Genomic DNA, 14,351 nt, shown 5'->3' with positions numbered 1-14,351 from the left:
CTTTCGGGCCTTGGCCCTTAACCGCCAGAGGCAAAAGGAAAGGGTGGCGCATGAAGGTTCTGTTGATCGGATCGGGCGGGCGCGAGCATGCGCTCGCCTGGAAGCTGGGGCAATCGCCGTTGATGAGCGAATTCTATGCCGCCCCCGGCAATCCCGGCATTGCCGAACATGCCGTGCTTGCGCCTCTGAACATCGAGGATCACGAAGCTGTCGCCGCCTTCTGCCGGGAGAAGGCGATCGATTTCGTCGTCGTCGGCCCCGAGGCGCCGCTCGTCGCCGGCCTCGCCGACCGGCTGCGCGCCGATGGCCTTTCGGTCTTCGGTCCCTCGGCCGGCGCCGCCCAGCTCGAGGGTTCCAAGGGCTTCACCAAGGATATCTGCGCCCGCTACGGCATTCCCACGGGCGCCTATCAGCGCTTCAACAACGCGCCGAAGGCGAAAGCCTATATTCGTGCCCAGGGCGCGCCGATCGTCGTCAAGGCCGACGGTCTTGCCGCCGGCAAGGGCGTGACGGTCGCGATGACGCTGGATGAGGCGCTCGATGCCGTCGACGACTGCTTCGAGGGCGCCTTTGGCGCGGCCGGCGCCGAAGTCGTCGTCGAAGCCTATCTCGATGGCGAAGAGGCGAGCTTCTTCTGCCTCTGCGACGGAAAAAATGCGCTGCCGCTCGCAACCGCCCAGGATCACAAGCGGGTGGGCGAGGGCGATACCGGCGTCAATACCGGCGGCATGGGCGCCTATTCGCCGGCGCCCGTCATGACGGCCGAAATGGTCGAGCGCACGATGAAGGAGATCATCGAGCCGACGATCCGCGGCATGGCGGAGAGCGGTCATCCCTTCTCCGGCGTCTTTTTTGCCGGGCTGATGATCACCAAGAAGGGGCCGGAACTCATCGAATACAATGTCCGCTTCGGCGATCCCGAATGCCAGGTGATGATGATGCGGCTGCAGAGCGATCTCCTGCCGCTGCTGCTTGCCACTGCCAACGGTACGCTCGATCAGGCCACCGCCGAATGGAGCGACGATCCGGCCCTGACGGTGGTCATGGCCTCCAAGGGTTATCCCGGCGCCTATGAGAAAAACACCCCGATCCAATCCCTGCCCGAGGCGGGCGAGCGCGAGAAGGTGTTTCATGCCGGCACGGGTCTGAAGGACGGCGTGCTGGTCGCGACCGGTGGCCGCGTGCTCAACGTCACGGCGTCAGGCGGCACGGTTGCCGAGGCGAAGGACCGCGCCTACGCCCTGCTCGACAGGGTTCGGTGGGAAAACGGCTTCTGCCGGCGCGACATCGGCTGGCGCGCGATCGAGCGCGAAACGGCTTCGGATATCGCATAAACCGCCATCTTCTTTAAACTTTTACCTTTTCCCCTGACGGGATGGAAACAAAGCTGCGTTATTCTGCTCCTATTGTGAGACGGAGTAGCCTTGATGCGTCAGATTTTCCTCGGTGCGGCAATCCTGCTGATGGCAGGCTCGGCGATGGCATCCTCGATAGAGGTGATCGGCGCGGCCCCCCCGCGTGCTGACGGCAGCATCCTCACCGAATCCTGCGCCAATTGCCCGCCGCTCCAGGCCGACGTGACCAAGAAGGATTACACGGTGCCGGAGCTGAAGCCCGGTGCGGTGCAGGCAAGCGAGATCCGTGATGTCGGCGGCGAGAAGAAGATCTATCGCACCGAAGGCTGGATGGGCGGTTCGCCCGTCCTCTTCGTCAGCAAGGCAACCCCTGAAGCCTTGGCTGCGGCCGAGCCTTCCGCTCCGTCTGCCGACGGAATCGACATGACCGCGAAGACCGCGGCGGTGATCGGCGGCGATGCGAAGCCCGTGTCGGCCGGCATGGCGCAACAGCCGAAGTCTCTCGACGTCTCCGAATTCAACCTGCGTTTCTAAGGACGTTTGAAGCGGCTTTCCCGCGCAAACAAAAGTTCCCTGCCCCTGCCCGATCAAGGTTTCGATCGTTGGGGTTCCACCACGGTGGACCGGATGCACCCTCGAAGAGAAGCGGGGGTGCATTCCTGCTTTGATGTTCCAGACGCTCCGACATCCAAAAGAAGTGATGCGCAATCACACGCCATGCCAGGTAACGGCATCCCTTGATTTTTAGGGAAACTCACGTCGAGTTTAATAAAGTTAAAGCTTTTTTATAAAGTACGCATCAATTGTTACTCGCCGGTCGCAGCATGTTGTTTCAGCAGCGGTAGAGGCGTCGTCCCGTTCGGCGCGCTCGCACAGGCGGTAGAAGACCGCGCCGGAATGTACCTTCCCTTTCCCGTTGCGAGGCAACATGAAGAATTTGAAGATATCGAAGCAGCTCATATTGCTGGTCGTCGGCTTGATGGCGGCGTTTGCGATCGCCACCTCCCTGCAGATCCGCTCCTCGGTCGATGCGATTTACAAGGAGCGTTACGACATGCTCCGCGCCGAGGTTCAGTCGGCGGTTTCCGTTCTCAAACTCTACCAGGCCAAGGTAACCGCCGGCGAAATGACGCTCGAGGATGCCCAGAAGCAGGCCTACACCACCGTCAACGGGATGAAATACGATCCGGACGGTTATTTCTTCGGCTATAGCTACGACGTCCAGATGTTGTTCCACTACGATGCCTCGAAGGTTGGGCAAAACCTGAAGGGGCAGCCGGACAGCAAGGGCAAGCTCTATCGCGAAGAGCTGGTCAAGCTCGGACAGCAGGGCGGCGGTCTCGTCGAATTTTATTCCACCAGCAAACCGGGACAGCCGGCCGGCGATTACCGCAAGACCGCCTATGGCCAGGCTTTCGAGCCCTGGAAGGTCGTCGTCGTCACCGGCGTCTACATGGATGATCTCGATGCGCAGGTGAACAGCACGATCCTGACCGCTCTCTCCGGCAGCATCATTCTGTTCTTCCTCGCCATGGCGGCCGCCTACGTCGTCATCCGCGGCATATCGGGACCTCTCAACAACGTTCATGCCGCCTTGAAGGCCGTCTCCCAAGAGGACGTTTCCATCGCTATCCCGCATACCGGCATGAACAACGAAGTCGGCATGATGGCGAAGGCGACGCAGTCGCTGCAGGAAAAGATCAGGGAGCGCCATGCGATGTCGGATCGCGAAGCGGCCCAGCAGTTGGCTCTGGAAAACGAGCGTGAAAACAATCAGCGTCAGCAGCAGGACGAGACAGCGCTCCAGGCCCGCGTGGTGGCGACGATCGGCCAGGCGCTGGAGATGATCGCCCGCGGCGATCTTACCGTCCGCTGCGCCGATCTCGGCCAGAAATATGCCGCCCTTCGCGACAACTTCAACGAGGCGCTGTCGCATCTCGAAGCAGCGATGGCCAAGGTCAGCGCCAAGGGCAGCGATATCGGCACCAGCAAGGAAGAGATCCGCCGCGCCTCCAATGAGCTGTCGCAGCGCACCGAGCGCCAGGCCGCGAGCCTTGAGGAAGCCTCGGCTGCGCTCGACGAACTCACCGTCGCCGTCCGCCAGACGGCCGATGGCGCTCACGAGGCGAGCAAGCGCGTCCATTCCGTCAGTACCGAGGCAACCCACAGCGACGCGATCGTCGGCCAGGCGATCGAGGCGATGAGCGGCATCGAGAAATCGTCCTCGGAGATATCAAAGATCATCGGCGTCATCGACGAAATCGCCTTCCAGACCAACCTGCTTGCGCTGAATGCCGGCGTCGAGGCGGCCCGCGCCGGCGAATCCGGCAAGGGTTTTGCGGTCGTCGCCCAGGAAGTGCGCGAACTCGCCCAGCGTTCCGCCGCCGCGGCCAAGGAAATCAAGGACCAGATCGCCCGCTCCTCCACCCAGGTGGATCACGGCGTCCGCCTGGTCGGCGAGGCGGGCGAAGCCTTGAAGCGCATCTCCGACCAGATCAAGGCCGCCAACGAGATCGTCGCCAAGATCGCCCACAGCGCCTCCGAACAGGACACGACGCTGCGCTCGATCTCGTCGTCGGTGAACCAGCTAGACGCCGCCACCCAACAGAACGCGGCCATGGCCGAGGAGACCACGGCATCGGCCGAAACGCTGGCCAGCGATACCGACGAGCTGATCGGCCTCATCCGCGGCTTCCGCGTCAGTGGTGAAAACGTTGCCTCGGTCGTCAATCAAGGTCGCCGTGCCGCTTAAACGGCGCTGACAATCAGAGTTTTCAGTACCCAAATCTTAGCGGCCGTCGGTTTTTCCGGCGGCCGTGTCATTTGAAGGCCTATTGCGCGATACGGTCGATCAGTCGCTCGATCTCCCGATCGGAAAACACCTCGACGCCGGCCGCTTTCAGCGCCGCCGCCGTCACACCGTTGCCGGCCTGCTTGCGGCCGGAAAATGTGCCGTCATAGATGAATCCGGACCCGCAGGACGGGCTGCCGTCGATGAGCAGCGCATAGCGGCAGCCGGTTTGCCGTGCGAGCGCCACGGCGTTTTCCGCCGCCCGCAGGAACTCCTCCGTCACGTCGGCGCCCGTCAGCTCGACGACCCGCGCCCTGGCGGCCAGCACGTCCTTACCGGTCGCGCCGTTTGCAATCTCCGCCGGCGGTCGCGGCACCTGCATGCCCGCCGACATCTCCGGACAGATCGTCACCAGCCGCCCTTCGGCCCGCCATCTCTCGATTGCCGGATGAAGCAACGGCTTCGCTCGCCCGTCATACCGGACGGCCTGACCCATGAGACAGGCACTGACGAGAATTCTGTTTTGCATGCGTGATGAATAGCGCCTCGGCGGCCGCAATGCCAGGCCGCCGATGGTACTCATTCTCACTCAGCCCGAGATCTTCGAGAAATCAGCAACCGTTCCCGTCGCTTCGCGGATCAGCCGCAGCATAGCGAGGCGGTTGGCGCGGATCGCGGCGTCCTCGTCGTTGACGAGAACGTCTTCGAAGAAGCGGTCGACCGGGCCGCGCAGCTTGGAAAGCGCTGCCATTGCCGATCGGAAATCCTCTCCGGCGACGGCATCCGCCGCATCCTTCGATGCGCTCGATATCGCGGCGAACAGCTCTCTTTCGGCATCGAGCTTGAAGAGCGCTGCCGAAACGCCGTCGGCGATCACGGTGCCCTTCTTTTCCTCGGCGGCGAGCAACTGGGTGGCGCGCTTGGTGCCGGCGAGCAGGTTCTTGCCGTCTTCAGACGTGATGAAGGCCGTCAGCGCTTCGACGCGGCGCGCCACCATCAAGAGGTCGTCGGCTTCAGGCGTCAGCACGGCGTCGATGAGATCGTGACGGGCGCCCTGATCGCGCAGATAGACCTTGAGGCGGTCGTGGAAGAAGGAGAGGAGATCGGAGTCCTTTGATGTCGCCAGGAGCGGCAGGCGAACCCTGCGCTCCAGCAGGATTCGGACGACACCGAGCGCGGCGCGGCGCAGGGCGAAGGGATCTTTCGAGCCTGTCGGCTTTTCATCGATCGCCCAGAAGCCGATCAGCGTATCGAGCTTGTCCGCAAGAGCGACCGTGATCGCCACCTTGTCCTCCGGCACACGGTCCGATGGGCCTTGCGGCTTGTAGTGATCCTCGATGGCGGCGGCAACGGAGGCATTCTCGCCCTGCAGTACCGCATATTTGCGACCCATCAACCCCTGCAGTTCCGGGAATTCTCCCACGGCTTCGGTGCGCAGGTCGGCTTTGGCCAGAACGGCGGCACGATCGACGAGAGCCGTGTCCGCGCCGGTGATATCAGCGAGCTCCGATGCCAGCGCCCGAATGCGGGCGACGCGCGCGCCCTGCGTGCCAAGCTTGGCATGGAAGGTCACATCGAGCGCGTCGAGCTTGGCCATGCGCTGATCGAGCGGCTTCTTCAGGTCGAGGCCGATTTTTTTGGCCGAAGCTTCCAGCGTCTCGAGATCCGGCAGGTTGCCCTGGTCGCGCTTCCAGAAATGCAGCGCGTCCGAAAGGCGGGCGCGCACGACCTTGCCGTTGCCGTGAATGATTTCCTTGCCGCCATCCGTTGCCTGGATGTTGGAGATGAGGATGAACTTGTTGGACAGCGTTTCCTCGCCCTGCCTGCGGGTGACGAAGCACTTCTGGTTGGTTTTGATGGTGAGGCGGATGATCTCTGATGGGATCGAGAGGTAATCCTCTTCGAAGCTGCCCATCAGCACCTGCGGCCATTCGACGAGGCCGGAGACTTCCTCCAGCAGGCCTTCGTCCTCCACCAGTTCGAGCCCGTTGGCAAAGGCGATGTCGCGGGCGTCGTGCAGGATGATGTCCTTGCGCCGCTCGGCGTCGAGGATCACCTTCGCCTTTTCGAGGTTTGCGACGTAGTCGTCGAAGCGCCGGACGGTGATGGCCTCGGGCGCATGGAAGCGGTGGCCGTAGGTGATGTTGGAGGCGGTGATGCCGTCGATCTCGAAGGGAATGACGACCGTCTCTTCATGCTCAGGGCCGAAGGTGCAGACGATCGACTGCAGCGGCCGCACCCAGCGCAAGGCGCCGGGCTTGGAGGAAGCCTTGCCCCAGCGCATGGATTTCGGCCAGGGAAAATCGCGGATGATGCCGGGCATCACCTCGGCGATGATCTCTTCGGCCGCGCGGCCAGGCTTGGAGATGACCGCGACGTAGAAATCGCCCTTCTTCGGATCGCTCACCACCTGCGCCTCGGCGACCGAGGAAAGGCCAGCGCCGCGCAGGAACCCCTCGATCGCCTTTTCGTTGGCGTCGGTGCGCGGTCCCTTGCGCTCCTCGCGCACATCGGCCGAGCGCGCCGTCAGGCCGTGGATGTCGAGCGCAAGCCGGCGCGGCGTCCAATATTCGCGCGCGCCTTCATAGGACAGACCCGCTTCGACAAGCGCATCGGTGACGAGCTTCTTCAGGTCGCCGGCAGCCTTGCGCTGCATGCGGGCCGGAATCTCTTCGGAGCGGAGTTCGAGAAGAAGGTTTGGCATGTCACTCTTTTCCTTGCGCCCGCGGGCAGGGCGATCCAAAAACGTTGCTTCTGCTATCAAAGAATGCCGCATCTGCACAACCGCAAAAACGGAAGCGGGTGATGGGGCGGGGACACCCAATCCATCAACTTCCGCTGTGGAAACCACGGTCGGGCATTGCCTTGCCGTTTTTCGCCGCTATGGTCCCGCAACTTTCGTCGGAACAGGAAATCCCATGGCCGCTGATCTTCGCTTTCTCGCAGCCCGTATCTCGGCCGAAATCAATGCCCGGCCCGATCAGGCCAAGGCCGCCATCGAGTTGCTGGATGAAGGCGCTACCGTGCCTTTCATCGCCCGCTACCGCAAGGAGGTGACGGGCGGGCTCGATGACACGCAGCTTCGCGATCTCGCCGAGCGGCTGGTCTATCTGCGCGAGCTCGAAGCCCGGCGCGACACGATCGTCGAATCGATCACCGGCCAGGGCAAGATGACCGACGAGCTGATGGCCAAGGTCGCTGCTGCCGCAACCAAGGCCGAACTCGAGGATCTCTATCTGCCCTATAAGCCGAAGCGTCGCACCCGCGCCGAGATCGCTCGGGAACGCGGCCTTGGCCCGCTTGCCGAGGCGATCCTTGCCGAGCGCGGCCGAGAGCCGGCGGTGCTCGCCGAGGGCTTCGTCACGGCTGATGTGGCCGATGTGAAGACGGCGCTCGAAGGCGCGCGTGACATCATCGCCGAAGCCATTGCCGAAAACGCCGACCTTCTCGGAAAACTGCGTGCCCATATGCGTCAGGCCGCGCTTTTGAAGGCCAAGGTCGTCGACGGCAAGCAGGCGGCGGGCGAGAAGTTTTCCGATTATTTCGACCATTCCGAACGCTGGGCGACCGCCCCCGGCCATCGCGCGCTCGCCATGCTGCGCGGCTGGAACGAGGAAGTGCTGACGCTGACGATCGAAGCGGATGCCGAGACCCTTTCGCCGAACAAGCCCGTCGAACGCATGATCGCTGCCGCCTACGAGATCGGCACGAGCCGTCCCGGCGATCGTTGGCTGATGGAAGTCGCAAGCTGGACCTGGCGCGTGAAGCTCTCCATGTCGCTCTCGCTCGACCTGATGCGCGAACTGCGCGAAAGGGCCGAAGAGGAGGCGATCCATGTCTTCGCCCGCAATCTCAAGGATCTGCTGCTGGCGGCACCCGCCGGCTCGCGCGCGACGATGGGGCTTGATCCCGGCATCCGCACCGGCGTCAAGGTCGCCGTCGTCGACGGCACCGGCAAGGTGGTTGCGACATCGACCGTCTATCCCTTCCAGCCGAGGAACGATGTGCGCGGAGCCCAGATCGAACTCGCATCACTGATCCGCAAGCACAATGTCGAGCTGATCTCGATCGGCAACGGCACCGGCAGCCGCGAAACGGAAAAGCTGGTGGCCGACATGCTGGCCGAGCTTCCGGCCCCGAAGCCGACCAAGGTCATCGTTTCTGAAGCGGGCGCTTCGGTCTATTCCGCCTCGGCGACTGCAGCCGCCGAATTCCCCGATCTCGACGTGTCCTTGCGCGGCGCCGTCTCCATCGCGCGGCGTCTGCAAGATCCCTTGGCCGAACTCGTCAAGATCGAGCCGAAATCGATCGGCGTCGGCCAGTATCAGCACGACGTTGACCAGCAGAAGCTGTCGCGTTCGCTCGATGCCGTCGTGGAAGATGCGGTGAATGCCGTCGGTGTCGATCTCAACACGGCGTCAGCGCCGCTGCTATCGCGCGTCTCCGGCCTCGGTCCGTCGATCGCAGATGCGATCGTCCGCCACCGCGACAGCGAGGGCCGTTTCGAGACGCGTCGCGATCTCCTGAAGGTCGCCCGGCTCGGCGGCCGCACCTTCGAGCAGTGCGCCGGCTTCCTGCGCATCCCCAACGGCAAGGAGCCGCTCGATTCCTCTTCGGTCCATCCGGAAGCCTATGGCGTCGCCAAGAAGATCGTTGCTGCCTGCGGCCGCGATCTCAGGGCGCTGATGGGCGGCAGCGCCGTGCTGAAATCGATCGATCCGCGTCAGTTCATCGACGAGAAATTCGGTCTGCCGACGGTGAGGGACATCATCTCGGAACTGGAAAAGCCCGGTCGTGACCCGCGCCCGAGCTTCAAGACGGCGACTTTCGCCGAGGGCATCAACGAAATTTCCGACCTGAAGCCCGGCATGGTGCTGGAAGGCACGGTGACCAACGTCGCCGCCTTCGGCGCTTTCGTCGATATCGGCGTGCACCAGGATGGCCTGGTGCACGTGTCCCAACTTGCCGACCGCTTCGTCAAAGATCCGCATGAGGTCGTCAAGGCGGGCGACGTCGTCAAGGTGCGGGTCGTCGAGGTCGACGCCAAGCGCAAGCGCATCGGTCTCTCCATGCGGCGAGACGATGGTTCTTCAGCGTCTCAGCCGCGTGGTGATTCTCGCGGAAATACTGGTTCGCGACCGCAGAACGAGCGCCGGCCCGCCGCCCCGAAGCAGGAAAGCCAGGGCGCTTTCGGCGTGGCACTTGCCGAAGCCATGAAGCGAAAATAAGGGCTTAACGGGCTTTTGGGCAAAAATGCAACAGTTTGGCAGCGTTCTTTACGGAGTGCTAAATCCCGCGCTTGTAAGGCGAAGGAGACTTATTAAGTTGATGTGACCATCCTGTCACATTTGCGAGGCGTCCATGGCGTCGGCATTTCTAGCGATTATCCAGCAAATCATCCGCAAGGGGTCCTTGAAACTCACCCTTGCCAATGGCGAAACCCACACGATCGGCGACGGTACCGGTGAAACGGTTGTCGCTCGCGTTGCCGATCAGGAGGCGGAGGATGCCATCCGGCGTGACCCGACGCTGAAGCTCGGCGAAATGTACATGCAAGGCCGGTTCATTCTCGAACAGGGCAATATCTATGATTTCCTGTCGCTGGTGAAGCAGAACACCACCAACGAGATCTTCGATTTCAAGATGGCCGCGCTCCTCGTCGGGCGCATTGCCTTGCAGCAGCTGAAGAGCCGCATGCCCGTCAACCGCAACAAGCACAACGTCGCCCATCACTACGACCTGTCTGCCAAGCTCTTCGACCTGTTTCTCGACGAGGACTGGCAATATTCCTGCGCCTATTTCGAGCCGCCGGGCATCGGCCTCGACGAGGCGCAGCTTGCCAAGAAACGCCATATCGCCGCCAAGCTTCTGCTCGAGCCCAACCAGCGCATCCTGGAGATCGGTTCCGGCTGGGGCGGCATGGGCATGTATCTGGCGGAGGCGGCGGAGGGATCTGATTTCACCGGCATTACGCTCAGCGAAGAACAGCTCAAGGTCTCCCGCACCCGCGCCGAAAAGCGCGGCCTTACCGACCGCGTGCGTTTCGAGCTGCAGGATTACCGCAGCATGACCGGCAGGAAGTTCGACCGCATCGTCTCGGTCGGCATGTTCGAACATGTCGGCATCGGCAATTACGGCAATTTCTTCCGCAAGGTGTGGGACCTGCTCGACGATAACGGCGTCATGGTCCTGCATTCGATCGCCCGCCCGAAGCCGAGCTTTGCCACCAACGCCTTCATCGAGAAATATATCTTCCCTGGCGGCTACATTCCCTCGGTCGGCGAGGTTCTGCCGCCGCTTGAAAAGGCGGGGTTGCTGGTCAGGGATGTTGAAATCCTGCCGATGCACTATGCCTATACGCTGCGCCATTGGCGCGAGCGTTTCGTGGCGCGCAAGGCCGAAGCGGTGGCCCTTTACGACGAGCAGTTCTTCCGCATGTGGGAATTCTATCTGGCCGGTTCCGAAATGGGCTTTCGCTGGGATGAGCTCTTCATCCTGCAGATTCAGATCGCCAAGAACCAGTTCACGGTTCCCGACAATCGCAGTTACATCGCTGGGAATGAAGCGAAGCTGAAGCAGTTCGAGGCGGCGCGCTCACCGCTGGAGAAGGTGACGTTCTGATCCGGGGAGAGACGCCGCCGCTGACGAAAGGACATTCCGATGAGCAGTGCATTTCCCGAGATCCACCTGGTCCGGCACGGCGAAACCGAATGGAGCCTTTCCGGGCGCCACACCGGGCGAAGCGATATTCCGCTGACGGCGAACGGCGAGGCCGCCGCCCGCAAGCTTGCCGACCGTCTGGCGGGACTTTCCGTCTCCGCCGTCTGGTCGAGCCCCTCCGGGCGTGCCCGCAAGACCTGCACGCTTGCGGGATTCGGGGCAGGGGCCGTGATCCGGGAGGATCTCGCCGAATGGGATTACGGCGCTTATGAAGGTGTCACCACGAAGGCGATCCTTGCGGACCGCCCCGGTTGGCAGCTCTTTCGCGACGGCTGCCCGAACGGCGAAACGGCCGCCGATGTCGGCGCCCGCGCAGACACCGTCATCCATGCGCTTCGCCAGGCGGCCGATAATATCCTGATCTTTTCGAGCTCGCATTTCCTGCGCGTGCTCGCCGCCCGCTGGCTCGGCCTGCCACCGGAGGGCGGCGCGCATTTCGTGCTGGATACCGCTGGTATCAGCGTGCTCGGTTATGAGCACGATTTAACCGAACCGGTCATCCGCCGGTGGAATCAGAGATAAGGAACTGCGGAAGGGTTTTGCTGAATTCTACAACTGATGGCATAGGCCGTGGCTCGCCCCGGTCGGTGCCCGTAGGGCGGATGAGGGGCCACACGGCACGCCTTTCATGAGCGCCCTTGTTTCACCGTGGTTAACACTGGCGTAACGACCTCACGATAAATGTAGCCACCGCCGCCCTCCGCGGCTTTGTTTTGCGTTTTTCTGGAGTGCGGACGTGTCTCATCGATCAGTCGTATCGATTTCGTTGCTTATTGCCTTTTCATCCTTTGGTTCGGCCGCCGCGCAGGAAAGCGACCAGCATTTCTGGTCCGGCGACTGGTATCTGAGCGTCGGCGTCACCGGCTTCTCCGCGCCGAAGTTCGAGGGCTCGTCGCGTTACGAATTCAGGTTCAGCCCGCTGATCTCGGCCGGCCGGCAAGGCTCGGCGCCGCGCTTTTCCTCGCGCAATGACAATCCGTCTCTCGCCCTCATGGACAACGGCACTTTCCGCGCCGGCATCGTCGGCAAATTCGTGCCCTCGCGCGATGAAGGCGACGGCCATGAGTTGAAGGGCATGAAGAAAGTCAAATGGGGTGCGGAAGCCGGCGGCTTCGTCGAAGTCTACCCGACCGATTTCCTGCGCGCCCGCGCCGAAGTCCGCCAGGGCATCCGCTCGCATGATGGCGTCGTTGCCGATCTCGCCGTCGATGCCTTCACCGATATTGCGCCCGACCTGCAACTGTCAGGCGGCCCGCGCGCGACATTCGCCACCAGCGGCTATTACGATGCCTATTACGGCGTCAACGCCAAGCAGGCTGCGGCAAGCGGCCTTGATCCCTACAAGCCGTCATCGGGCATCCAATCCTACGGCGCCGGTGCGGCTTTGACATGGAAGGCGACGGAAAACCTGTCGGCAAGTTCCTTCCTCGAATATAAGCGGCTTGCCGGTCCTGCCGCCGACAGCAGTCTCGTACGGGAGCGGGGTTCGAAGAACCAGGTTCTGATCGGCGTCTCGGCGACCTACAGGTTCAATTTCTCGCTCCAGTGATGCGCCGCCGCGATCGCTTCTTGACCGGATCGCCGGCCCGCCGCTAGATGAGCGGTATGCAAGATACCGGTCATTTCAACGATCGCGTCTCCGACGCACCTTCCGATAACTGGGTCTACAAGATCCTGCCGCCATGGCTTTGGCCTTATGCGCAGCTCGCGCGCTGGGATCGGCCCATCGGCTGGCAGCTCCTGATGTGGCCGTGCTTCTGGTCGGCCACGCTGGCCGCCAATGCGGCGATCGGTGAGGGACGGTATTCCGGCAGCCTGCTGGTCTCCCATCTCTTCCTCTATTTCATCGGCGCGGTCGCCATGCGCGGCGCCGGCTGCACCTACAACGATCTGGTCGACCACGAGATCGACATGGAAGTGGCGCGTACGCGTTCGCGCCCGCTCCCTTCCGGCCGTGTCACACGCGCCCACGCAAAGATTTTCATCGGCCTCCAGGCGCTTGTCGGCCTTTTCGTGCTGCTGCAGTTCAACTGGCTGACCGTCTTTCTCGGCGTTCTCTCGCTGGGGATCGTGGCGCTTTACCCCTTCGCCAAACGCTTCACCGACTGGCCCCAATTCTACCTGGGGCTTGCCTTTTCCTGGGGCGCGCTGATGGGGTGGGCCGGCATATCCGGCGGCCTCTCCTTCGCAGCGATCCTGCTTTATGCCGCCTCCGTCGCGTGGACGATCGGTTACGATACGATCTACGCCCATCAGGACAAGGAGGACGACGAACTGATCGGCGTGCGCTCCACAGCCCGGCTCTTCGGCGACAGGACGAGGCTTTGGCTGATCGGCCTTTACGGGCTGACGCTGGTGCTGATGTTTGCCGCTTTCCTTCTCGGCGACGCCAATCTCATCGCTTTCTTGGCGCTCATCGGTGCCGCCGGCATGTTCGCCTGGCAGATCGTCCGGCTCGATATCGATGATCCTGCCCAATGCCTGGCGCTCTTCAAGTCGAACAACCGCGTCGGCCTGATCATCTTCTTCGGCCTTTTCGTCTCGCTGCTGTTTGCCATTCCCTGAATGGAACGATAAACCCGGCGCGAGCGCCGGGTTTCAAAATGGTTCTAAAGCGGCATTGCCGAATGGCGCTGTCGCGATTTCGCTCAGTTGCGGGCGATGATTTCCTTGCCTTCGATCTTCATGGCAACGCCCAGCCGGCCGGTCGTGCGGCGGACAAGGAAGCGCGGACGGCGATTGGCGAAGTAGGAATGGCGGCGGCGCGGCTTGAGATCGCCGGTGCGAAGGCTCCCGATATGGTCTTCGAGCGGCCGCGCGACACCATCGGCCTCGACCATCAGCATCGGAATGCGGAAGGCTTCCGACCAGCTGCGCCAGTCGGCGGCGATATCGCTGAGATCATGGGCGACGAGCAGTGGAATGCAGAGTTCCGGGTCCGCATGGTGGAGTTCGAGCGTCACCGTCACTTCGCCGTCGCCGTGGTCTATGGCGCGGGCCGCGACACCCTGAAAGACGCGTTTCGGCAAGGCAATCGACAGCGGCAGGCCGCTGGAGGGAAGGATCTTGCGCAGGACCGCGCCGCGCTCGTCTATCGTGATACTGACGTCATCCGAACAATCATGGATGGCGTAGCTGACCTGCTGGGGAAAGCGGGACGGATCGAGGCGCAGCGTCGTGCCAGCCCAGGCGGGCTTCATAACGGGATTGATCATTTCATTCTACCCTTGTCTTACCTGAGAGCCGGTTTCCGGTCTTCTCCTCGGGACTTTTCGTCCTCTATGGCCGACAATAGGCGGCTGCCCTTCCGTACAGCTTAAAAATTGCGGTTAAGAAAACTTTGCCTCCTACGATGGTTATCAAAACCGAATCCGGCAGGGTTTCCGGAAGGTGAACGGTGCGCTGTGCTGAAATGATGCAAGCCTCGGGTAAGCCTCGGGTAAGTTTTGCGTGGCAAAATGGGGCCACCTGCAGTTCGTCGTTCT

11 protein-coding genes are annotated in these 14,351 nt (G+C 62.4%); 8 read left to right on the top strand and 3 right to left on the bottom strand.

Annotated features, from left to right (window positions below; all coding sequences use genetic code 11):
* The first annotated feature begins 50 nt into the window (after positions 1-50).
* From purD to QD408_RS09160, 3 genes are all read left to right on the top strand, one after another.
* Complete coding sequence (gene purD, locus QD408_RS09170; protein ID WP_414139088.1) at positions 51-1,334, top strand: phosphoribosylamine--glycine ligase; 1,284 nt, start codon at positions 51-53, stop codon at positions 1,332-1,334.
* Positions 1,335-1,427: 93 nt separating this feature from the next.
* Positions 1,428-1,889, top strand: a complete 462-nt coding sequence (locus QD408_RS09165) for a plant virulence effector HPE1-like domain-containing protein (protein ID WP_414139087.1) — start codon at positions 1,428-1,430, stop codon at positions 1,887-1,889.
* Between the two features lie 394 nt (positions 1,890-2,283).
* On the top strand, positions 2,284-4,107 hold the full coding sequence (locus QD408_RS09160) for a methyl-accepting chemotaxis protein (protein ID WP_414139086.1): 1,824 nt from the start codon (positions 2,284-2,286) through the stop codon (positions 4,105-4,107).
* A gap of 79 nt (positions 4,108-4,186) precedes the next feature.
* Here the strand turns inward: QD408_RS09160 and QD408_RS09155 are convergent, their stop codons facing one another.
* Together QD408_RS09155 and glyS are read right to left on the bottom strand one after the other, a co-directional pair.
* Positions 4,187-4,675, bottom strand: a complete 489-nt coding sequence (locus QD408_RS09155) for a DUF523 domain-containing protein (RefSeq protein ID WP_414139085.1) — start codon at positions 4,673-4,675, stop codon at positions 4,187-4,189.
* Positions 4,676-4,735: 60 nt separating this feature from the next.
* Entirely contained in the window at positions 4,736-6,850 is a 2,115-nt protein-coding gene (glyS, locus tag QD408_RS09150; protein WP_414139084.1) for a glycine--tRNA ligase subunit beta, read from the bottom strand.
* A gap of 214 nt (positions 6,851-7,064) precedes the next feature.
* Here glyS and QD408_RS09145 point away from each other — a divergent pair, with 214 nt between their 5' ends.
* The 5 genes from QD408_RS09145 to ubiA all read left to right on the top strand — a co-directional run bounded on the left by QD408_RS09145 (position 7,065) and on the right by ubiA (position 13,431).
* Positions 7,065-9,374, top strand: a complete 2,310-nt coding sequence (locus QD408_RS09145; protein ID WP_414139083.1) for a Tex family protein — start codon at positions 7,065-7,067, stop codon at positions 9,372-9,374.
* A 133-nt stretch (positions 9,375-9,507) separates the two neighbouring features.
* Entirely contained in the window at positions 9,508-10,767 is a 1,260-nt protein-coding gene (locus QD408_RS09140; RefSeq protein ID WP_414139082.1) for a class I SAM-dependent methyltransferase, read from the top strand.
* A 39-nt stretch (positions 10,768-10,806) separates the two neighbouring features.
* The gene (locus QD408_RS09135) at positions 10,807-11,388 is read left to right on the top strand and encodes a histidine phosphatase family protein (RefSeq protein ID WP_414139081.1); all 582 of its coding nucleotides are present in this window, start codon (positions 10,807-10,809) and stop codon (positions 11,386-11,388) included.
* A 214-nt stretch (positions 11,389-11,602) separates the two neighbouring features.
* A complete protein-coding gene (locus tag QD408_RS09130) occupies positions 11,603-12,415 on the top strand; it encodes a MipA/OmpV family protein (RefSeq protein ID WP_414139080.1) in 813 nt (270 codons plus the stop codon).
* A gap of 56 nt (positions 12,416-12,471) precedes the next feature.
* Positions 12,472-13,431: a 4-hydroxybenzoate octaprenyltransferase gene (gene ubiA / locus QD408_RS09125; protein WP_414139121.1), complete on the top strand. Its 960-nt coding sequence runs from the start codon at positions 12,472-12,474 to the stop codon at positions 13,429-13,431.
* 83 nt (positions 13,432-13,514) lie between these two features.
* Here ubiA and QD408_RS09120 read toward each other — a convergent pair whose 3' ends face one another.
* Positions 13,515-14,081 (bottom strand): DUF6101 family protein, encoded by a 567-nt coding sequence (locus tag QD408_RS09120; protein ID WP_088680652.1) that lies wholly within the window; start codon positions 14,079-14,081, stop codon positions 13,515-13,517.
* Between the last annotated feature and the right edge of the window lie 270 nt (positions 14,082-14,351).

This window comes from Rhizobium sp. BR 249, from assembly GCF_047445895.1.
In the GTDB taxonomy this organism is placed as follows: domain Bacteria; phylum Pseudomonadota; class Alphaproteobacteria; order Rhizobiales; family Rhizobiaceae; genus Rhizobium.
This window is presented reverse-complemented; position numbering and strand designations above follow the sequence as displayed.

What these genes read in the sequence shown, in the direction of transcription:
- purD (WP_414139088.1), top strand. Translation starts at nt 51, where the DNA reads ATGAAGGTTCTGTTGATCGGATCGGGCGGGCGCGAGCATGCGCTCGCC.
- QD408_RS09165 (WP_414139087.1), top strand. Translation starts at nt 1,428, where the DNA reads ATGCGTCAGATTTTCCTCGGTGCGGCAATCCTGCTGATGGCAGGCTCG.
- QD408_RS09160 (WP_414139086.1), top strand. Translation starts at nt 2,284, where the DNA reads ATGAAGAATTTGAAGATATCGAAGCAGCTCATATTGCTGGTCGTCGGC.
- QD408_RS09155 (WP_414139085.1), bottom strand. Translation starts at nt 4,675, where the DNA reads ATGCAAAACAGAATTCTCGTCAGTGCCTGTCTCATGGGTCAGGCCGTC.
- glyS (WP_414139084.1), bottom strand. Translation starts at nt 6,850, where the DNA reads ATGCCAAACCTTCTTCTCGAACTCCGCTCCGAAGAGATTCCGGCCCGC.
- QD408_RS09145 (WP_414139083.1), top strand. Translation starts at nt 7,065, where the DNA reads ATGGCCGCTGATCTTCGCTTTCTCGCAGCCCGTATCTCGGCCGAAATC.
- QD408_RS09140 (WP_414139082.1), top strand. Translation starts at nt 9,508, where the DNA reads ATGGCGTCGGCATTTCTAGCGATTATCCAGCAAATCATCCGCAAGGGG.
- QD408_RS09135 (WP_414139081.1), top strand. Translation starts at nt 10,807, where the DNA reads ATGAGCAGTGCATTTCCCGAGATCCACCTGGTCCGGCACGGCGAAACC.
- ubiA (WP_414139121.1), top strand. Translation starts at nt 12,472, where the DNA reads ATGCAAGATACCGGTCATTTCAACGATCGCGTCTCCGACGCACCTTCC.
- QD408_RS09120 (WP_088680652.1), bottom strand. Translation starts at nt 14,081, where the DNA reads ATGATCAATCCCGTTATGAAGCCCGCCTGGGCTGGCACGACGCTGCGC.